18 protein-coding genes and 1 riboswitch are annotated in these 20,064 nt (G+C 65.1%); of the genes, 11 read left to right on the top strand and 7 right to left on the bottom strand.

From position 1 onward, the window contains the following. Positions 1-376: 376 nt before the first annotated feature. The gene (locus EGT50_RS14700; protein ID WP_127955413.1) at positions 377-715 is read right to left on the bottom strand and encodes a hypothetical protein; all 339 of its coding nucleotides are present in this window, start codon (positions 713-715) and stop codon (positions 377-379) included. A gap of 99 nt (positions 716-814) precedes the next feature. On the opposite strand from EGT50_RS14700, the gene EGT50_RS14695 reads away from it, so the two are divergent. The 6 genes from EGT50_RS14695 to thiC all read left to right on the top strand — a co-directional run bounded on the left by EGT50_RS14695 (position 815) and on the right by thiC (position 7,800). Further along, a complete protein-coding gene (locus EGT50_RS14695) occupies positions 815-1,321 on the top strand; it encodes a nuclear transport factor 2 family protein (protein ID WP_127955412.1) in 507 nt (168 codons plus the stop codon). Positions 1,322-1,376: 55 nt separating this feature from the next. After that, on the top strand, positions 1,377-2,252 hold the full coding sequence (locus EGT50_RS14690; protein WP_127955411.1) for an aldo/keto reductase: 876 nt from the start codon (positions 1,377-1,379) through the stop codon (positions 2,250-2,252). Between the two features lie 50 nt (positions 2,253-2,302). Then, complete coding sequence (locus tag EGT50_RS14685) at positions 2,303-2,734, top strand: cupin domain-containing protein (protein WP_127955410.1); 432 nt, start codon at positions 2,303-2,305, stop codon at positions 2,732-2,734. Between the two features lie 207 nt (positions 2,735-2,941). Continuing rightward, positions 2,942-3,670 (top strand): acetoacetate decarboxylase family protein, encoded by a 729-nt coding sequence (locus EGT50_RS14680; protein ID WP_206615849.1) that lies wholly within the window; start codon positions 2,942-2,944, stop codon positions 3,668-3,670. Between the two features lie 114 nt (positions 3,671-3,784). Continuing rightward, a complete protein-coding gene (locus EGT50_RS14675) occupies positions 3,785-5,842 on the top strand; it encodes a neutral/alkaline ceramidase (RefSeq protein WP_127955408.1) in 2,058 nt (685 codons plus the stop codon). A 208-nt stretch (positions 5,843-6,050) separates the two neighbouring features. Continuing rightward, positions 6,051-6,158, top strand: a riboswitch (TPP riboswitch). Continuing rightward, positions 6,151-7,800: a phosphomethylpyrimidine synthase ThiC gene (gene thiC, locus EGT50_RS14670; RefSeq protein ID WP_127955407.1), complete on the top strand. Its 1,650-nt coding sequence runs from the start codon at positions 6,151-6,153 to the stop codon at positions 7,798-7,800. Its footprint overlaps the riboswitch before it by 8 nt. A gap of 272 nt (positions 7,801-8,072) precedes the next feature. Here the strand turns inward: thiC and hsaB are convergent, their stop codons facing one another. The 4 genes from hsaB to hsaA are packed head-to-tail and all read right to left on the bottom strand — an operon-like array spanning position 8,073 to position 11,613. Then, positions 8,073-8,663 (bottom strand): 3-hydroxy-9,10-secoandrosta-1,3,5(10)-triene-9,17-dione monooxygenase reductase subunit, encoded by a 591-nt coding sequence (gene hsaB, locus EGT50_RS14665; protein WP_127955591.1) that lies wholly within the window; start codon positions 8,661-8,663, stop codon positions 8,073-8,075. Positions 8,664-8,677: 14 nt separating this feature from the next. Further along, positions 8,678-9,580 carry an iron-dependent extradiol dioxygenase HsaC gene (gene hsaC, locus EGT50_RS14660; RefSeq protein WP_127955406.1) on the bottom strand — a complete coding sequence of 301 codons (903 nt, stop codon included), beginning with the start codon at positions 9,578-9,580 and terminating at the stop codon, positions 8,678-8,680. Beyond that, positions 9,580-10,455 (bottom strand): 4,5:9,10-diseco-3-hydroxy-5,9,17-trioxoandrosta-1(10),2-diene-4-oate hydrolase, encoded by an 876-nt coding sequence (gene hsaD, locus EGT50_RS14655; protein ID WP_127955405.1) that lies wholly within the window; start codon positions 10,453-10,455, stop codon positions 9,580-9,582. Before hsaD ends, hsaC begins: the two co-directional genes overlap by 1 nt. Before the next feature lie 9 nt (positions 10,456-10,464). After that, complete coding sequence (hsaA, locus tag EGT50_RS14650; RefSeq protein WP_206615848.1) at positions 10,465-11,613, bottom strand: 3-hydroxy-9,10-secoandrosta-1,3,5(10)-triene-9,17-dione monooxygenase oxygenase subunit; 1,149 nt, start codon at positions 11,611-11,613, stop codon at positions 10,465-10,467. Between the two features lie 217 nt (positions 11,614-11,830). On the opposite strand from hsaA, the gene EGT50_RS14645 reads away from it, so the two are divergent. Next, positions 11,831-12,997: a Rieske 2Fe-2S domain-containing protein gene (locus EGT50_RS14645; protein ID WP_127955403.1), complete on the top strand. Its 1,167-nt coding sequence runs from the start codon at positions 11,831-11,833 to the stop codon at positions 12,995-12,997. Next, entirely contained in the window at positions 12,994-13,332 is a 339-nt protein-coding gene (locus EGT50_RS14640; RefSeq protein ID WP_127955402.1) for a hypothetical protein, read from the top strand. The genes EGT50_RS14645 and EGT50_RS14640 overlap by 4 nt, the downstream gene beginning before the upstream one ends. 93 nt (positions 13,333-13,425) lie before the next feature. Here EGT50_RS14640 and dmpG read toward each other — a convergent pair whose 3' ends face one another. Then, the gene (gene dmpG, locus EGT50_RS14635) at positions 13,426-14,508 is read right to left on the bottom strand and encodes a 4-hydroxy-2-oxovalerate aldolase (RefSeq protein WP_127955590.1); all 1,083 of its coding nucleotides are present in this window, start codon (positions 14,506-14,508) and stop codon (positions 13,426-13,428) included. Positions 14,509-14,513: 5 nt separating this feature from the next. Further along, positions 14,514-15,416 (bottom strand): acetaldehyde dehydrogenase (acetylating), encoded by a 903-nt coding sequence (locus EGT50_RS14630; RefSeq protein ID WP_127955401.1) that lies wholly within the window; start codon positions 15,414-15,416, stop codon positions 14,514-14,516. 162 nt (positions 15,417-15,578) lie between these two features. On the opposite strand from EGT50_RS14630, the gene kstD reads away from it, so the two are divergent. The 3 genes from kstD (at position 15,579) to EGT50_RS14615 (ending at position 20,020) form a co-directional block, all read left to right on the top strand. Beyond that, positions 15,579-17,270 carry a 3-oxosteroid 1-dehydrogenase gene (gene kstD, locus EGT50_RS14625; RefSeq protein ID WP_164873424.1) on the top strand — a complete coding sequence of 564 codons (1,692 nt, stop codon included), beginning with the start codon at positions 15,579-15,581 and terminating at the stop codon, positions 17,268-17,270. A 12-nt stretch (positions 17,271-17,282) separates the two neighbouring features. Further along, the gene (locus tag EGT50_RS14620) at positions 17,283-18,143 is read left to right on the top strand and encodes a MaoC/PaaZ C-terminal domain-containing protein (RefSeq protein WP_127955399.1); all 861 of its coding nucleotides are present in this window, start codon (positions 17,283-17,285) and stop codon (positions 18,141-18,143) included. Positions 18,144-18,241: 98 nt separating this feature from the next. Beyond that, positions 18,242-20,020 (top strand): cholesterol oxidase substrate-binding domain-containing protein, encoded by a 1,779-nt coding sequence (locus EGT50_RS14615; RefSeq protein WP_127955398.1) that lies wholly within the window; start codon positions 18,242-18,244, stop codon positions 20,018-20,020. Positions 20,021-20,064 lie beyond the last annotated feature (44 nt).

Genomic DNA, 20,064 nt, shown 5'->3' with positions numbered 1-20,064 from the left:
AGGTACGAGAGCCGAGAGCGGATTCGGGACTCTTCCGCACCGTCCGTCACCGGCCGGATGTCAGTTTCAGAAGTCGACTGCACGATGTGCTGGGCGAGCGGGCGGTTGTGCAGAGATCTTCTGACCCCGCCGCAACTTACGCACCACACAGAGCTGTGCCCCCGGAGCTGATCCGGGGGCACAGCCGTTCTCGAGATCAGTTCGTCAGATCAGTTTTTGGCTGGCGGGTTGTTGCGATTCCGCTCAGCCGGATTCGGCCTGACGTCCTCGATGTTCCTCGGTATGGCGGCACCCTCGTCTGCAGTTGCCTCGCTGCGGTGCCCGATCGGGTCGACACCACAGGACGTGGCGCCGACCCGAAAGGCGGTGCGCTGAATCAACCCAAGGAGCCGCCGAACACCAGCTCCATGGAGCCGACTATCAGGCGTGCTGCAGCGAGGTCCAGCGCGGTGATCGGTGCCGTGGGGCACGAGGGCCAGCCGGTTGCGATGTCGCCTGCGGCATCTTCCCGACACTCGGTGATCTGCTCCCGGGTGTAGGTCCGGTCGAATCGATAAGCCTCGAATACGGTCTCAGCGGAACCCGTGAAGCTGCCGCTGCTGCCTGCAGGAAGGCTCCCGCCACCGCTGGAGTCTTGAGCGTGGGCGACTGCAGGGGCTGCGGCCAGGAATAGCGCCGCGGTCAGGATTGCGGATCGCATCAAGGTGAGTCGCATGGTGGTCACCCTAGGCTGACACTGGACCCAAAGCCCGCCAAAACGGACTATTCGGCCGAATCCGCTCACGCAACCGGTCTGCTGTGTGATGCTCCGGCCATGGACACCCGCACCTTCGAAGAGCTGGCCGCGCTCGAGGAGCTCCGCCAGCTCAAGTATCGATACTTCCGCACCCTGGACCTCAAACAGTGGGACGAGTTCGCCGACACCCTCGACGAGGGCATCGTCGCCGAGTACGGAACGCATGCACTGAGCGAACCCCTGGTGTTCGAGGGCCGCGAAACCCTGGTCGGGTTCATGCGGAATGCCTTGGGGACGGAGGTCACCTCCGTGCACATCGCCAATCATCCCGAGATCACCGTCAACGGTGGGACCGCGGAGGGTTCGTGGGCCTTCGAGGACACCGTCATCGTTCCCGCGGCCCGGCGCCTGATCACGGGTGCCGGCTACTACCGGGACAGCTACCGCCGCGGCGACGATGGCCGCTGGCGGATCGCCCGGACGACGTACGAACGGATCTACGAATCGATGATCTCGCTCGACGACGTCCCCAGCTTCGAGTTCCTCACGCATATGTGGTCGCAGCCGCCGGCGCAGGGCGGGTAACTGCCCAGCGGCCAACTCCCCAGCGGCACGGCGCCATCGCCCCTAGCCTGGATTCATGACCACTCCATCGATCACCCTGAGTTCCGGAACCGTCATCCCCCAACTCGGCCTAGGAGTGTGGCAGGCCACGAACGCCCAGACCGAGCGCGCCGTCCGATTCGCGCTCGACGAGGCGGGCTATCGACACCTCGATACCGCGTCGACCTACGAGAACGAGGAGGGTGTGGGCCGGGGCATCGCGCGCTCGTCGGTGCCTCGTGAGGACATCTTCGTCACCACCAAACTGTGGAACTCCGACCAGGGGTACGAGCCTGCGCTAGCAGCCTTCGATGCGAGCCTGTCCCGACTCGGCCTCGACTACGTGGATATGTACCTCGTCCACTGGCCGCTGCTGGACCGGAACATCCGCCTGCGCACGTGGGACGCCCTCGAGACGATCGCCGCCTCCGGACGCGCCAAGGCGATCGGCGTATGCAACTTCGAACCGCACCATCTACAGGACCTCGTCGACCGCGGCGGCGCATTGCCCGTCGTCGACCAGGTGGAACTGAACCCGCACCTCCCCCAACACGCGATCCGCGACTTCGCAGCCCTCCACGGCATCGCCGTCGAGTCCTGGAGCCCACTCGGCGGCACCAGCAACTCCGGATGGGGCCCGGCGTCCAAGCCCAACACTCTGCTCAATGACCCGGTCATCACGCGGATCGGCGAGCAGCACGGAAAATCGCCTGCGCAGGTCCTCATCCGCTGGCACCTGCAGAACGGCCTGATCGTGATCCCGAAATCGACCCACGACGACCGGATCGCGCAGAACATCGACGTATTCGACTTCGAACTCACCGATCAGGACCTCACCGACATCGCGGCACTCGAGAACGGTGACCGCGTCGGACTCCACCCCGACGAGATGAACCTCGGCGCCCCCGCCTAGGAACGGACCCCGCCCGGCTATCGGGAAGAGACGGCACGGGAAGGACCTCCATGCGACTCACGTACATCCTCGCCGTCGCGGCCACCGTGATGGCACTCGACCTCGTCCCCGCAACAGCGTCCGCGACTCCGGGCGAGGGCGTTGCTGGGGAGACCTTGGCAGAGGCCAGGATCGGCGACAAGGACTACATCCTCACCCGGATCACCATCGCGCCGGGCGGCACGACGGGCTGGCACTACCACGACGGCGAGCCGTACGGGATCATCACCGAGGGCACGTTGACGCACTACGCTTCGGACTGCGCGATCGACGGCATCTACAACGCCGGCGACACACTCATCGAACCGAGCGGCAGCGGCTACGTCCACATGGCCCGCAACTTGGGATCGGTCCCGATGGTGTTGCTCGCGCTGTTCGTCAACCCCGTCGGCAGCCCGCTCTCCCACGACGTCCCCCCGCCGAACTGCGCGCAGTCCCCCTGACTGTTCAGCACTGACAATTCACCGCCGCGACATCCTTCGCGGTCCAGTATCGACGCATCCGTAAGTCTCGAGAATCGCCCAACTCTTCCCAGATAGTAGAACTTGTTCCTACTATCAGCGGGGTATCCGTGGAGGAAGGGAGAAGCGATGGGTTCGGACACGGACTCCGGAGCGTTCGCCGACGGCCTGGGGCGCAGTGGTGTCGCAGTGACGTCGCATGAGGTGCTCGGCAAAAAGGTCGACATGCCGGTCGAGGTCCGGACCGCTTCTGCATTCATGGCGATGTACTCGGTTCCCTCCGCAGCCGCGCAGAACCTGATCGACCACACGGGGCTCGAGCTCCTTCAGTACCGGCCAGGCCACGGCCTCTGTGGATTGGTATTCGTCGACTACATCGACGGCGACCTCGGCCCGTACAACGAGTTCGGCGTCACCTTCATGGTTCGCAACCACCGCCGCCGACGGACATCCGTGCTGAGCGATCTACGTTCACTGGTCACCGGCGATTCCGGTGCACTGATTCACCGGTTGCCCGTCGACGGTGAATTCACTCTCGCTGCCGGACGCGGGATTTGGGGCTTCCCCAAGATCCTGGCCGACTTCGAGGCCGACCACGTCAGCGACGTCCGTCGCGGCAGGGTCAGCCAGGATGGCCACCTGATCGCGGAAATAACTGTCAAGCAGGGCCTTCCGGCACCTGGTGGCGGCACCAACACGTCTCTCGTGGCGTACTCGCACCTGGACGGGGTTACCCGGTCGACGCAATGGGACATGCGCTCCACCGGGGTCCGATCCAGGATCGGGGGTGTCTCTCTGCATCTGGGCGACCACCCGATCGCGGACGAACTGCGCTCGCTCGGCCTGCCCCGCAGAGCACTGTTGGCAACCACGATCCCCGATCTACGGATGACCTTCGGTGACGCAACACCCGTCTGACACTCAGAGACTCGACGGACTCGAAGTGCCCCTTGCGCATCGAGACCGTGTCGTGTGTGCTGGACACTTGGACAATTGACCAGTTCAGTTTGACCTCGCGCAAAGGACTACCACGTGACGATCAGTCGACGCAGCGTGCTGGCGGGGGCCGCGACCGCACCGGTATTCGCGGCCATTGCCAACTCGACCGCTTCAGCTCAACCCCGCTCCGCGGTCGCCCCGGCCCGCGCCCAGGCGCCACACTCGGGATTCCGGGTCGGCGTCGGCTTGTCGGACATAACGGGGCCGATCGCCGAGAACGGCATGATGGGCTACTCGCAGTTCGACCAGCGGGCCGAGGGACTACACCAGCGGACCCGTGTGCGCGCGTACGTCTTCGCCGACGGCGCTGACAACCGCGTCGTCTACGTCTGCACCGACGCCTGCATGGTGTTCCAGGCGGTGCACGACGCGGTTCTGGCGCGTCTCGCCGAGAGGTTCGGTGGCCTGTACACCGAGAAGAACGTGATGCTCACGGCCGTGCACTCGCACGCGGCATGTGGCGGAGCCTCGCAGGACTACGCGTACAGTCTCGCGACGCTGGGCTTCCAGCCACAGGTGTTCGACGCCGAGGTCGATGGCATTGTCGAAGCGATCATCACCGCCCACGACGACCTCGCGACGGGCACGGTCTCGTACGGGCGCAGCGAACTGACGAACGCCAGCGTCAACCGATCCCGCGTCGCCTTCGACCGAAACCCCCAGCACGACAAGGACTACTACCCGCTCGGTATCGACACCGCGATGCGCGTGCTGAAGATCAGTCAGGGTGGTGGCAACATCGGCGCCATCGCCTGGTTCCCCACACACTGCGCGTCGCTGACCAACAAGAACCACCTGATCTCCGGTGACAACAAGGGTGCCGCCTCCTACTTCTGGGAACACGATGTCGCCGGGGTGCGCTACCTCGACGGCAGGCCGGGCTTCGTCGCCTCCTTCCCGCAGACGAACACCGGCGACATGTCCCCCAACCTGCACCTCGCGCCCGGCCAGGGGCCCACCAAGGACGAGTTCGAGAACACGCGCATCATCGGTGAACGCCAGGTGGCTGCCGCCCGGGAGGCGTTCGGGAACGCGATAGCGTCGTCGTCGACCACCGTCGACAGCCGAATCATGTACCTCGACATGGCGAACCAGGTGGTGGACGGCAAGTACACATCCGACGGGCAGACGCGTCGCACCGCGCCGGCGGCCATCGGCGCCGCGATGGCCGCGGGCAGCACCGAGGACGGCCCCGCGATCGAGATCTTCTCCGAGGGCACTCGCAACCCGTTGGTCGGCGCACTCGGCGGTATGGACACCCCCACTCCGCAATGGCTCGCCGACGCGCAGGCTCCCAAGATGGTGCTGGTTCCGGTGGGCCTGCTGCCCCCGGACGGCTGGGTGCCGAACGTGCTCAAGATCCAGATCATCCGTATCGGTGACGTCTACGTCGTCGGCGGGCCGGCCGAGTTCACCATCGTGTCGGGTCTACGCATCCGGCGGACGGTCGCCGAGGAACTGGGTGTTCCGCTCGAGAACGTCATCTTCCAGGGCTACGCCAACGCGTACTCGAGTTACTGCACCACCCCTGAGGAGTACGACGAGCAGCAATACGAGGGTGGCTCGACGCTGTTCGGTCGCAACACCCTGCCCGCCTACCAACAGGGCTTCGCGGCTCTGGCTTCCGCGATGAGGTCGGGAGTAGACGTCCCTCGCGGTCCCGCGCCGCGTGATGTCTCCGGCTTCCAGCCCGGGTTCGGGCGTGAGTTCCCGTTCGACGCGCCGCCGCCCGGGCGAAACTTCGGCGACGTCGTCGTCCAGCCGGCGGGCAACATCGGCGCGGGCGAGCAGGTGGCAGCCGAGTTCGTCACCGGCCACCCCAAGAACGATCTGCGCCGCGGCGGGACGTTCTTCGAGGTGCAGCGACGCGACGGCGACCGCTGGTTGCGCCACGCCGATGACGGTGACTGGTCCACCAAGTACCGCTGGCGCCGCGACGGAACCAACGCCTCGATTGCGCGCATCACGTGGGACGTTCCGGCGGGCACCCCGTCCGGCACCTACCGGATCCAGCACTTCGGCAACTGGAAGAATCCAGTCGGCGCGGTGTTCCCCCTCACCGGCACGTCAGCGGAGTTCACGGTCCGCTGACCAGCGGAAAGCTGAAGGGTCCCTTCGTGCGCCGAGAGTGCACAAGGGGCCCTTCCCCGTTCCGGGTCCGGAGAATTGCCATCACGCGTGCGTCCCTTTTTCTCCGGTGACTACTTCGGCGCCGAAGGTCAGTACCCCACCTTGCGTGGGTACAGCTTGATCACGGGGTAGCCTCACGCAGTGCACGGGGCAACCTGTGACAACTACCGAACGCACACACGGGGGCCCGCACCAGCGGGCTGAGAGGACGGCTAGGGCCGTCGACCGTCGAACCTGTCCGGGTAATGCCGGCGTAGGGAGTACCTGCTATGAGCAAAGCTGGATCCAGTCCTGCCTCTGTCACCGTTGGCCCGATCGAGGGCAGCGCCAAAGCGTATGTCGAGTCCGGCGTCGGGATCGGTGTCCCGGTGCGGCGCGTCCACCTCACCAATGGCGAGCATCTCGACCTTTACGACACGTCGGGGCCGTACACGGACCCTAACGCCGATATCGACCTCGACTCCGGTCTGCCGCCTATTCGCGCATCGTGGGTGGCCGACCGAGACGGTACGCAACTCGACGCAGCCAGGGCCGGAATCGTCACCCCAGAGATGCGGTACTGCGCAGTCCGCGAGGGTGTTTCACCAGAGCTCGTTCGCGAGGAGGTCGCCGCCGGCAGGGCAGTGATCCCGGCCAACCGTCGTCACCCAGAACTCGAGCCGATGATCATCGGTAAGGCGTTCGCGGTGAAGATCAACGCGAATATCGGCAACAGTGCCGTCACGTCCTCGATCGCCGAGGAAGTCGAGAAGATGGTGTGGGCCACCCGCTGGGGCGCCGACACGATCATGGATCTGTCCACCGGCAAGAACATCCACGAAACGCGTGAGTGGATTCTGCGTAACTCCCCGGTGCCGGTCGGAACGGTGCCGATCTATCAGGCCCTCGAGAAGGTCAACGGCGATCCGGCCGCATTGACGTGGGAGATCTACCGCGACACCGTGATCGAGCAATGCGAGCAGGGTGTGGACTACATGACCGTGCACGCGGGTGTTCTGCTGCGTTACGTTCCGCTGACCGCGAATCGAGTCACGGGAATTGTCTCGCGTGGTGGGTCCATCATGGCTGCTTGGTGTCTCGCCCACCATCAGGAGTCGTTCCTCTACACGCACTTCGAGGAGTTGTGCGAGATCCTCCACCGCTACGACGTCACGTTCTCACTGGGCGACGGGTTGCGGCCGGGATCGATTGCGGACGCGAACGACGAGGCCCAATTCGCCGAACTGCGCACCCTCGGCGAGCTCACTCGGATCGCGAAATCGCATGGAGTGCAGGTCATGATCGAGGGCCCTGGGCACGTGCCCATGCACAAGATCGTCGAGAACGTGCGACTCGAGGAGGAGCTGTGCGAGGAGGCCCCGTTCTACACCCTGGGCCCGCTCGCCACCGACATCGCCCCAGCGTACGACCACATCACGTCCGCGATCGGTGCCGCGATGATCGCTCAGGCGGGGACCGCGATGCTCTGCTACGTGACCCCGAAGGAACATCTGGGCCTGCCGAACCGCGACGACGTCAAGACCGGTGTCATCACCTACAAGATCGCCGCCCACGCTGCCGATCTCGCCAAGGGGCATCCGCGTGCACAGGAACGGGACGACGCACTCTCGCGGGCGCGGTTCGAGTTCCGCTGGCACGACCAGTTCGCACTTTCCCTGGACCCTGATACCGCGCGGGAGTTCCACGACGAGACTCTGCCGGCGGAACCTGCCAAGTCAGCCCACTTCTGCTCGATGTGTGGCCCCAAATTCTGCTCGATGCGGATTTCCGCCGATGTGCGAAAGTACGCCGCCGAGCGTGGCCTCGATTCCGTGGAAGCGATCGAGGCGGGGATGGCAGACAAGGCCGCCGAGTTCGCCGAGTCCGGATCGCGGGTGTATCTCCCGATCGATTCCTTGTCCAAGGCGGGCGATCGGTAAGGCGCATTTGCTGCTTCAGCGCACGTCGGAAGCTTGACGCGGCGCAGGGAGGTTGTGCAACGTCACGTCACACCCTCCCTGCGCCCAGCCTGAGTTCCGGCTATCAAGGGGCTGACAGATTGGCGATGCGCACGACGGACTCTCAGTGGCACCGTTGATCACCCGAGTCGGACTCGCGCACAAAACTCCGGAACAACCTCGCCAACAGGCGAGAGCCCCTTCACACGCCAAGCGCGCGTGAAGGGGCCCTCCAACCTTCCCCGGGGCAGGTCTTACAACCAGGTGTCCTCGGTGACCGTGGTGAGGAACGCCTCGAGGTCGTCCCGCCACTTCGCCGGCACCGTCTTGTCCGGTTCGATCGCGGTGTACTGCCCCCGGTAGAACAACAGTGGCCGCTCTGTCCTGACCTCACTCATCGAATGGACCCGCCCGAACACCACGAAGTGGTCGCCGCCGTCGTGGACCGTCTCCACCGTGCAGTCGATGTGCGCGAGCGAACCCGTCAGGATCGGCGATCCCAACGGGGAAGGCGACCAGTCGATTCCGGCGAACTTGTCCGGCTCGCGAGAACCGAACCGAGCGCAAGTCGCCTGCTGCTCCTCGGCGAGTACATTCACACAGAACTGGCCCGACCGCTCGATCGCCGCCCACGACCGCGACGCCTTGGTGGGGCAGAAGAGCACGAGCGGCGGCTCGAGGGACAATGCCGCGAACGATTGGCACGCGAACCCGACCGGGGAGCCGTCGTCGACCGTAGTGATGATCGTGACGCCGGTGCAGAACTGGCCGAGGACGTTCCGGAACTGGCGGGGATCGATCTCAGCTCCGGTTGCGGTCTCCCCGCCCTTGTCGGGCGAGGACACCGCGTCGGGCGATGTCACGGTTTCATCCCCACCGTGAAGTCGTGACCCCACAAACTCACGGCCGTGCTCTCCCGTGCGATCCACTTGTCGTCCTCGACCTCGAGTCCCTCGCAACCGAACTCGACGTCGAAACCGCCTGGGGTCTTCATGTAGAAGGACAGCATCAGATCGTTGACGTGGCGACCGAGCGTCGCGGACATCTTCACGTTCTTGCGCAGTGCGCGGTCCAGACAGAGTCCGACGTCGTCGGAGTTCTCGACCTCGACCATCAGGTGCACGATTCCCGTCGGGTTCGGCAACGGCAGGAAGGCAAGGCTGTGGTGACGCGGGTTGCAGCCGAGGAAGCGCAGCCATGCCGGCTCCCCGTCTTCCGGCCGGCCGACGAGCTGCGGCGGAAGTCGCATCGAGTCACGTAGCTTGAAGCCGAGCACGTCGCGGTAGAACCGCAGCGACGCCTCGTCGTCGTTGGTGGTGAGCACGACGTGGCCCAGACCCTGCTCACCGGTGACGAACTTGTGTCCGTAAGGGCTCACCACGCGACGGTGTTCGAGCGCGGCGCCGTGGAACACCTCGAGGGTGTTACCCGACGTGTCCTCGAACGTGATCATCTCGACGACGCGGCGGTCGACGAGTTGATCGGCGGTACCCTCCTTGAACGGCACGCCCGCCGCGCGCAGGTTGTCCCGCACCTCTTGCAGTTCAGCCGCATTCGCGGTCTCCCAACCGGACACCTGCAGTCGGTCGCGTTCACCCGGCACGATCACCAACCGGGCAGGGAAGTCGTCCATCCGCAGGTACAGGGCGTCCGGGTTGGTGCCCTTGCCCTCGATCATGCCGAGGACCTTGAGACCGTACTCGCGCCACGCGGCCATGTCGGTGGCCTCGATGCGCATGTAGGCGAGTGAACGAATACCCATTACTTGCTCCCGTCCAGAAGGAAGTCGCTCGCGAGTCGGTTGAATTCGTCGAACTTCTCGAGCTGCGCCCAGTGACCACAGCCGCCGAACACGTGCAGCTGCACTCGCGGAATCATCTTGAGTGCCACCAGCGCACCATCGATCGGGTTGACGCGGTCCTCGCGGCCCCAGATGAGTAGCACCCGCTGGCGCAGCTTGTAGGCGTCACGCCACAACATGCCGAGCTCGAACTCCGAGCTCGAGAACGACTTGCCCATCGCCTTCGCCGCCGCGAGCGACTCAGGCGTGCTCGCCGACGCGAAGCGCTCGTCGATCAGTTCGTCGGTGATCAGGTTCTGGTCGAAGACCATGATGCGAAGGAACGCCTCGAGGTTCTCCCGCGTCGGCTGGTACGCGAACTTGCCGAGGTTCTTGACGCCCTCGGTGGGGTCCGGTGCGAAGAGGTTGACACTCAGGCCGCCGGGGCCCATGAGCACCAGCCGACCGGCGCGATCCGGGTAGTCGAGGGCGAACCGCACCGCCGCGCCGCCTCCGAGCGAATTACCCAGTAGATGAACACGTTCGGTGATCCCGATGGTGTCGAGCAGATCCTTCAGCGCCGACGAGCTGTGCCGGAAGTACTGCGGGTGTTCGGTCGGCTTGTCGGACTGGCCGTAGCCGGGCTGGTCGACCGCGATCACGTGGAACCGCTGGGCCAGAACCGGGATGTTCTTGGCGAAGTTCGACCACGACGACGCACCCGGGCCACCACCGTGCAGCAGCACGATCGTCGGGCCGTTGCCGGCCCCTGCCTCGTGGAAGTGCAGCCTCAGATCCGGCCGAACCTGTGCGAAGCGCGAAGTCGAGTCGTATGTGAGTTCCTCTGTTGCCGTCACGGTTCGCCCCTAGACCATCGTGTCGGTCAAGGGCAGACCGAACTCGGCGCCACCGAACATCACATAGGCGCGCTCGGCGTCGTTGGCGGCGTGGACCCGGCCAGCGTGCGCGTCTCGCCAGAAGCGCTGGATCGGAGTGCCGTTGGCCAGGGCAGTGGCGCCCGAGTTCTCGAACAGCAAGTCGATGGACGCGATGGCGCGACCGGTGGCGCGGACCTGGTCCCGCCGGGCGCGCAGACGCAGCTCGATCGGAACCTCCTCGCCGGCAATCAGGTGCGCGTACTCGTCAGCAACATTGCCGGACAGCTGTCGCCACGCAGCGTCGATGTCGCTGGACGCCTCGGCGATGCGGACCTTCGAGAACGGGTCGTCCTTGGCCTTCTCGCCCGCGTAGGCCGCGCGCACACGCTTGCCCTGGTGCTCGACGTGCGCGTCGTACGCGCCGTAGGCCATACCGACGATCGGGGTCGAGATCGTCGTGGGATGGACAGTGCCCCAGGGCATCTTGTAGACGGGAGCCGTGTTCTGCTGCAGGCCCGGAGAGGCGAGGTCGTTCATCGCCTTGAAGCTGAGGAAGCGGTGACGCGGTACGAACGCGTCCTTCACGACGATGGTGTTGCTGCCGGTACCGCGCAGACCGACGACGTTCCAAACGTCGTCGATCTCGTAGTCCTCGCGGGGGATCAGGAAGCTGCCGAAGTCGACGGGCCGGCCATCCTTGATGACCGGTCCACCGACAACGACCCACGTCGCGTGGTCGCAGCCCGAGGACCACGCCCACGCACCGTTGACCTTGTAGCCGCCGTCGACGACCTCACCGGCACCCATCGGCGCGTACGACGACGAAATGCGAACGTCGGTGTCCTCGCCCCAGACGTCCTCCTGCGCCTGCTGATCGAACAACGCGAGATGCCAGTTGTGGACGCCGAGAATTCCGGCGACCCAGCCGGTGGAACCACAAGCGCTAGCGATATTGCGCACCGCTGTGAAGAAGGTGACGGGATCGGCCTCGTAGCCGCCCCACTGTTTGGGCTGCAGCAGGCGGAAGAAACCACTCTCCTGCAGGGCTTTGATGGACTCGTCGGGGATACGGCGCAGATCTTCGGTCTCCTGCGCGCGTTCACGCAGCACCGGCAGTAGCGCGTCGATCCGACCCATCACCTCGCGGCTGTCATGGTCATCCACTGGACGCTCCCGTCTTTGAATCGATGTTCACTGCCCTGAGACTAGAACACGTTCTCTTCCGTGTCGAGGAAAAGCAAACGCGACCGGTAACCACTAGTCGTCGCCAATGCCAAGGCCCCAGAATCTAGCGGAATCGACTGAAGTTCTATAACGTGTTCTAGCAAATGCCGCGAAGGGATGTGAGGTACTGATGGCGCAGATTCGTGAGATCGATGTGGGAGCCGCACAGACGCGTTTCGCACGCGGCTGGCACTGCCTCGGCCTGGAGAGCGAGTTTCTCGACGGCAAGCCGCACGCGGTGGAGGCATTCGGCACCAAGCTAGTGATCTTCGCGGACAGTCAGAACAAGCTCCACGTACTCGACGCGTACTGCCGTCACATGGGTGGTGACCTGAGCCAGGGCGAGATCAAGGGCGACTCGGTCGCGTGCCCGTTCCACGACTGGCGCTGGGGTGGCAATGGCAAGTGTACCGACATTCCGTACGCCCGCCGCGTGCCGCCGATCGCCCGCACGCGCTCGTGGATCACGCTGCAGGAGAACAAGCAGCTGTTCGTGTGGAACGACCCGGAGGGCAACCCTCCGCCGGACGACATCACGATCCCGCACATTCCGCAGGTCTTCACCGACGAGTGGACCGACTGGCAGTGGAATCGGATCCTCGTCAAGGGCTCGAACTGCCGTGAGATCGTCGACAACGTCGTGGACATGGCGCACTTCTTCTACGTCCACTTCGGTTTCCCGAAGTACTTCAAGAACGTCTTCGAGGGCCACATCGCATCGCAGTACCTGCAAAACCACGGCCGACCGGACGTGCAGAACATGGGTACCCAGTACGGCGAGTCGGTGCTCGACTCGGAGGCGTCCTACTTCGGCCCGTCGTACATGATCAACTGGCTGCACAACGACTACAGCGGCTACAAGGCCGAGAGCATCCTGATCAACTGCCACTACCCGGTCACACAGGACTCGTTCGTGCTCATGTACGGCGTGAGCGTGGAGAAGCCCAAGGGCCTCGACGATGCCACCACCGACAAGATCGCCGCCAAGTTCACCGAGGGCGTCACGATGGGCTTCGAGCAGGACGTCAAGATCTGGAAGAACAAGACCAAGATCGATAACCCGCTGCTGTGCGAGGAGGACGGGCCGGTCTACCAACTGCGCCGCTGGTACCAGCAGTTCTACGTCGACGTCGCCGACGTCGACGAGAAGATGACGCAGCGCTTCGAGTTCGAGATCGACACCACCAAGGCTGTCGAAGCGTGGCAGCGTGAGGTCGACGAGAACCTGGCTCGTCAGGCCCGGGAGAAGGCCGCGAAGGCCGACGCGGACGGCGCCGAGCACAAGACGGGAGTGTGACGATGACCTCGACTTGGGCCAAGGCCCCCAGCTATGCAGACAGCCCTGCCCGGGTCGAGGCCGTCCGTGCACAAACCGCCGCCGACGAGCACAATTACCTCGACGCGGGGCTGCAGGAGGTGCAGTGCCGGTCGTGTGGCACGTGTGTGCTCGTGCGCAAGAACAGCTACAGGCATACCAGCATCCAGTGGCAGGCCGATCCGGCGGAAGTGTGCCCGGAGTTCGCCGATTCGGGCGGACGGACCGGGTCACGTCAGACCTGCCCGCGTCTGCTGGACAGCATCGAACACGCGGTGCTGGAGGGCATCATCGAGGTGCGTGACGCGGAGTCCTAGCGAACCCGCGGAAACGAACCTGATGTTTGTGTGATGAGGAGGGGCGTGCATCCCACGGGATGCACGCCCTTTCGCATTGTGTCCGGTTCGGACCTATTGCGCCGTGTCCTCGCGCTGCAACTCGAGCGCGATGTCGATCAACTGGTCCTCCTGACCACCCACAAGCTTTCGCTTACCCGCCCGCACGAGCATCTCGGCCGCGGAGACGCCGTAGCGCTCGGCCTGCAACTCGGCGTGCTTGAGGAAGCTCGAGTAGACGCCGGAATAGCCCATCATCAGAGCCTGCCGGTCGAGCAGACACTCGGCCGGCATCGCGGGGCGGACGACGTTCTCCGCGGCGTCGGCCACAGCGAAGAAGTCGATGCCGGTCTTGACACCGATCTTGTCGCAGACGCCGACGAACGCCTCGACCGGGGTGTTACCGGCTCCGGCACCGAAACGCCGAGTGCTGCCGTCGATCTGCTTGGCCCCGGCCCGGACCGCCGCGACGGAATTCGCGACGCCGAGCCCCAGGTTCTCGTGGCCGTGGAAGCCGACCTGGGCGTCGTCGCCCAGTTCCTGAGCAAGCGCCTCGACCCGTTCAGTCACCTGTTCGAGAACGAGCGCGCCGGCGGAGTCGACGACGTACACGCACTGGCAGCCGGCGTCGGCCATGATGCGGGCCTGCTCGGAGAGCTTCTCGGGCGTCACGGTGTGCGCCATCATCAGGAAGCCGACGGTCTCGAGACCGCGGTCGCGAGCGAGCCCGAAGTGCTGGATGGCGACGTCGGCCTCGGTGCAGTGCGTCGCAATGCGGCAGATCGACGCGCCGTTGTCCTGCGCCTCGACGATGTCCTCCTTGACACCGACACCGGGCAACATGAGGAACGCGATCTTCGCCCGCTTGGCGGTCTCGACCGCGATCTTGATCAATTCCTGCTCAGGGGTTTTCGAGAATCCGTAGTTGAACGAGGATCCACCGAGTCCGTCGCCGTGGGTGACCTCGATGACCGGCACACCGGCGCCGTCGAGGGCGGCGACGATGTCGCGGACCTCGGTGCCCGTGAACTGGTGCCGCTTGTGGTGGGACCCGTCGCGCAGCGAGGTGTCCGTGATGCGGATGTCCCACGTGCCGTCGAAGTGAACCCCGTCGGTGTGAACACTGTCGGTCCGGCCGATCTTGCCGCTGTTGCCCATGTCGCTCACGCCTTCACACTCAGAAGCTCTCGGGCGATCTCGTCGCCCACCTTGGTTGCCGCGGCGGTCATGATGTCGAGGTTGCCCGCGTACGGCGGCAGGAAGTCGCCGGCACCCTCGACCTCGACGAACGCCGTGACGGTGGCATGCCCGCCCGAGACGACGGTCGGGCCGCTGAACTGGGGCTCGTTGAGTAGTCGATACCCGGGGACGTACTGCTGGACGTCCGCGACGACGCTCTGGATCGATTCAGTGATCGCGTCGCGGTCGGCGTCCTCGCTGATCGCGCAGAAGATGGTGTCGCGCATGATCATCGGTGGCTCGGCGGGGTTCAGGATGATGATGGCTTTCCCCTTGCGGGCACCGCCGATCACCTCGACACCGCGGCTGGTGGTCTTGGTGAACTCATCGATGTTCGCGCGTGTTCCCGGCCCGGCGGACACCGACGCAACCGACGCGACCACTTCCGCGTACGGCACGTCCACGACACGGGAAACCGCGTAGACGATCGGGATCGTCGCCTGACCACCGCAAGTGATCATGTTGACGTTCGGAGCGTCGAGATGTTCGCGCAGATTCGCCGGCGGCACCACGGCTGGGCCGACCGCGGCCGGGGTCAGATCGATTGCGTGGATTCCGTGCTCGGCATACCGGGGTGCGGCATCGCGGTGTACGTGCGCGGAGGTCGCCTCGAAGATCAGGTCGGGCTTCTCGGGCCGGTCGAGCAACCAGTCGACGCCCTCGGCTGACGTCTCGAGGCCCATCTTCCGGGCGCGTGCGAGGCCCTCGCTCGCGGGATCGATGCCGATCATCCAGCGCGGCTCGATCCAGCGGGAACGTTGCAACTTGTAGAGCAGGTCCGTGCTGATGTTGCCGGAACCCACGATTGCGACACTTGCCTTCGTCATGTGAACTCCTACTCGAACCGCAGGACTGCCGCGACGAACGCAGACACCACGAAGAGGGCTGCAACGCGTGTGTGTTTGCCATCGTCACGGTCGGTGCTCCCAGCCATACTTACTGGCAGAAAGCATGGACTGGCAGCCATCCCATTCTATAACGTGTTCTACATGAGCAAGCAGGAATACGACATCGTCGTCGTCGGCAGCGGTGCTGCCGGTATGACCGCCGCCCTGACCGCCGCACATCAGGGCCTGAGCGCGGTCGTCGTGGAGAAGGCCGCACACTACGGCGGCTCGTCCGCACGGTCGGGCGGAGGTGTCTGGATCCCGAACAACGAGGTGCTCGAGCGCGACGGCGTCACCGACACCACCGAGGCGGCCCGCACCTACCTCCACAACATCATCGGCGACGTCGTTCCGCTGGAGAAGATCGATACCTACATCGATCGTGGCCCCGAGATGCTCTCGTTCGTGTTGAAGAACAGTGCGCTGGAACTGCAGTGGGTCCCGAACTACTCGGACTACTACCCCGAGGCGCCCGGCGGACGTCTCGGCGGACGCTCCGTCGAGCCCACCCCGTTCGACGGCAACCGTCTCGGCGACGACCGCAAGAATCTCGAGCCGGACTACGTGGAGGGCCCCAAGAACTTCGTCATCACCCAGGCCGACTTCCGCTGGCTCAACCTGCTCATGCGTAACCGTCGCGGCCCGCTGCGCGCGATGAAGGTCGGAATGCGGTTCCTGGCCGCCAAGGTTCGAGGCAAGGACCTGCTGGTGCGAGGCCAGGCCCTCATGGCCGGACTGCGGATCGGCCTGCGCGACGCCGGTGTCCCGATCCTGCTGGGCACCCCGCTCACCGATCTCCATACCGAAGATGACGTCGTGCGCGGCGTCAAGGTGCTGGTCGACGGCGAGGAACAGATCATCCACGCCCGCTACGGCGTCGTGCTGGGCTCCGGCGGATTCGAGCACAACGACGAGATGCGCAAGAAGTACCAGCGTGCTCCAATCGGCACCGAGTGGACCGTCGGCGCCAAGGCCAACACCGGCGACGGCATCGCCGCCGGCCAGAAGCTCGGTGCCGCTGTCGATTTCATGGACGACGCGTGGTGGGGCCCCTCGATCCCGCTCACTGGCGGACCCTGGTTCGCGCTGTCCGAGCGCACCCTGCCGGGCTCCATCATGGTCAATACGCGTGGTAAGCGCTTCGGCAACGAGGCCGCGCCCTACGTCGAGGCCGTTCACACGATGTACGGCGGTGATTACGGCCAGGGCGAGGGACCCGGTGAGAACATCCCCACCTGGATGATCCTCGACCAGCGCTACCGCAACCGGTACACCTTCGCCGGCATCACGCCGCGCTCGCCGTTCCCGGGCCGCTGGCTCAAGGCGGGAATCGTGGTCAAGGCGAACACAATTGCCGAACTGGCCGAGAAGACGGAGCTGCCGGTCGAGACTCTGACCGAGACGGTCGAACGCTTCAACGGCTTCGCACGCAATGGCAAGGACGAGGACTTCGGCCGCGGTGACAGCGGATACGACCACTACTACGGCGATCCCCGCCTGAAGAACCCGAGCCTCGGCGAGATCAGCAAGGCACCGTTCTACGCGATCAAGATGGTCCCGGGCGACCTCGGGACCAAGGGTGGCATCGTCACCGACGTCGACGGTCGTGCACTCCGCGAGGACGGCTCGGTCATCGAGGGTCTCTATGCCGCCGGCAACTGTAGCTCCCCCGTCATGGGACACACTTACGCCGGCCCCGGCGCGACGATCGGCCCCGCGATGACGTTCGCGTACCTGGCCGCGCTCGACGTCGCCATCCGGGCCCGTGCCGCTGCGGAATCCGTGAAGAACTGACAGGAGAGACCAGTGCCCATCGATCCGTCAATTGCGATCGGAGCCGAGCTCCCGGGCCAGGAGTTCTCCTGGACACCCTCGGACGTGCAGCTCTACCACCTCGGGATCGGCGCGGGTGCCCGCCCGCTCGACCCGCACGAGCTGCGGTACCTCGACGACGCCGAGCCGCAGGTCCTCCCGACCTTCGCGACCGTCGTCGCCAGCATCCACGCCACTGAGGCGCCGCGCGTATCGTTCCCCGGAGTCGAGATCGACCTGGCCAAGGTCGTCCACGGCACCCAGGAAGTGACAGTGCACCAGCCTATTCCGGCTAGCGGATCAGCTCGAACGACCACCCGCATCGCCGAGGTGTGGGACAAGGGCAAGGCCGCGGTGATCGTGCAGGAGTCGTCGACCGTGGCGCTGGACGGCTCACCACTGTGGACTGCACGGTCATCCATCTTCGCGCGCGGAGAAGGCGGTTTCGGAGGCGAAAGAGGACCGTCACAATCCGTCGACCTACCCGATCGCGCACCCGATGCAGAGGTGATCTCACCGGTCCTGCCGCAGCAAGCGCTCCTCTACCGGATGTGTGGGGATCGCAATCCGCTTCATTCGGATCCCGACTTCGCCTCGGCTGCAGGCTTCCCCGCACCGATTCTGCACGGACTCTGCACGTACGGCATCGTCTGCAAGGCGGCGACCGACACCATCCTCGACGGTGATTCCAATCGCGTCAAAGGATTCCGGGCGCGATTCGCCGGAGTGGTCTTTCCCGGCGAGACGCTGCGGACGCGAATCTGGCGAGAGGGCAGCCAACTACTGCTCTCGGCAACTGTTCCCGAACGCGACGAGTCACCGGCCCTGGCAGACGTCGTGCTCACCGTCGCGTAGCGACATCCCGCCTGTACCGGTCGGGTCGACATACTTGTCGACCCGACCGGGACAAATACACCCCTCGATTCCCCCTCAACACTTTGGAGTACACGAAAATGACGTCATTCGACGAGCAGCCGCGGATGTCGCGGCGAGGCTTCCTGACCGCGGGCGCCGGCGCCGTCGCGGCAGGCGCGTTTGCGGGCGCCTGGACTCCGGCCTTCGCAGTTCCCGCCGGATCCTTGGGATCGCTTGGTTCCCTTGGTTCCTCGGGACCGGTGGAACCGCTTCCCACTCCGCCCGACTTCCCCGAAGGAATCAACCTCTTCCAGCAGGCGTACCAGAACTGGTCCAAGGAGATCATGCTGGACGCCACCTGGGTCTGCTCGCCGAAGACTCCCGACGACGTCGTCCGCCTTGTCAATTGGGCACACGAGAACGGCTACAAGGTCCGTCCCCGCGGTGCGATGCACGGCTGGACCCCGCTGACGGTCGTGCACGACTCGAACGTGGAGAAGGTGATCCTGGCCGACACGATGGCGCACCTGGACTCGGTGGAAGTGAACCCGTCCGGGTCCCCCGCGACCGTCACCGCCGGTGCGGGCGCGAGCATCGAGTCGATCTGCGCCGAACTGGAGAAGCACAACCTCGGCTGGGCCAACCTGCCGGCTCCCGGCGTGCTGTCGGTCGCCGGCGCACTCGCCGTCGACGCGCACGGTGCAGCCCTGCCGGCTGACGGTGAAGCACCGGTACCGGGCAACACCTTCGGATCCCTGAGCAACCTCATCACCGAACTTACCGCCGTGGTCTGGGACGGTGAGAAGTACGCGCTCAGGACCTACCAGCGCAACGATCCCGCGATCACCCCGATGCTCACCAATCTCGGTCGTTGCTTCCTGACGTCGGTGACCATGCAGGCCGGCCCCAACGTGCGTCAACGATGCCAGAGCTACACCAACATCCCGTGGGAGGAACTGTTCGCACCGAAGGGCGCCGAGGGACGAACCTTCGAGAAGTTCATCGCCGAAAGTGGCCGCGCTGAGGCGATCTGGTACCCCTTCACCGAAAAGCCGTGGATGAAGGTCTGGTCGGTCGCGCCGACCAAGCCACCTCAGTCAAAGGAGGTGACGAAGCCCTACAACTACACCTTCTCCGACAACCTGCCGGAGTGGGTCACCGACATGCTCGGAGAAATCACCTCCGGAAGCCCCTCGATCGCACCGGCGTTCGGCAGGGCGATGTACGCCGTCACCTCCGACGGCCTGACGTTCACCAATACCAGGGACATCTGGGGCTGGTCGAAGGACGTCCAGTTCTACATCAAGGCCACGACAATGCGTCTGACGGAGGGCGGCGGCGCCGTCATCACCAGTCGCGCCAACATCGCCACTGTGATCTACGACTTCACGCAATGGTTCAACGAGCGCATGGAGTTCTACCGCTCCCAGGGAAAGTACCCGCTGAACGGCCCGGTCGAGATCCGTTGCTGCGGACTCGACCAGGCAGCCGATGTCCTGGTGCCGTCGGCAGGTCCGCCGACCATCTCGGCGGTTCGTCCGCGTCCCGATCAGCCCGACTGGGACGTTGCCATCTGGCTGAACGTTCTCGGCGTTCCGGGCACCCCCGGAATGTTCGAGTTCTACCAGGAGATGGAGCAGTGGATGCGGTCGCACTACAACGACGGCAACGCCACGTTCCGTCCGGAGTGGTCGAAGGGCTGGGCGTTCGGCCCGGATCCGTACACCGACCCTGACATCATCGCGAACAAGATGCCCGCCACCTACCGCGAGGGCGTACCAGCGTCGGAGAACTGGGACACGGCGCTGGCTCGCTTCAACGAGATCGATCCGCACCGCATCTTCACGAACGACTTCATGGATCAGCTGCTCCCGTAGCCGGTCCTGATCCGACAGCGACGCCGGTGACACCACGCGAATCC

The organism is Rhodococcus xishaensis, assembly GCF_004011825.1.
Taxonomy (GTDB): domain Bacteria; phylum Actinomycetota; class Actinomycetes; order Mycobacteriales; family Mycobacteriaceae; genus Prescottella; species Prescottella xishaensis.
Note: the sequence above shows the minus strand (reverse complement) of the source record. Positions and strands in the feature narration are given on the sequence as shown.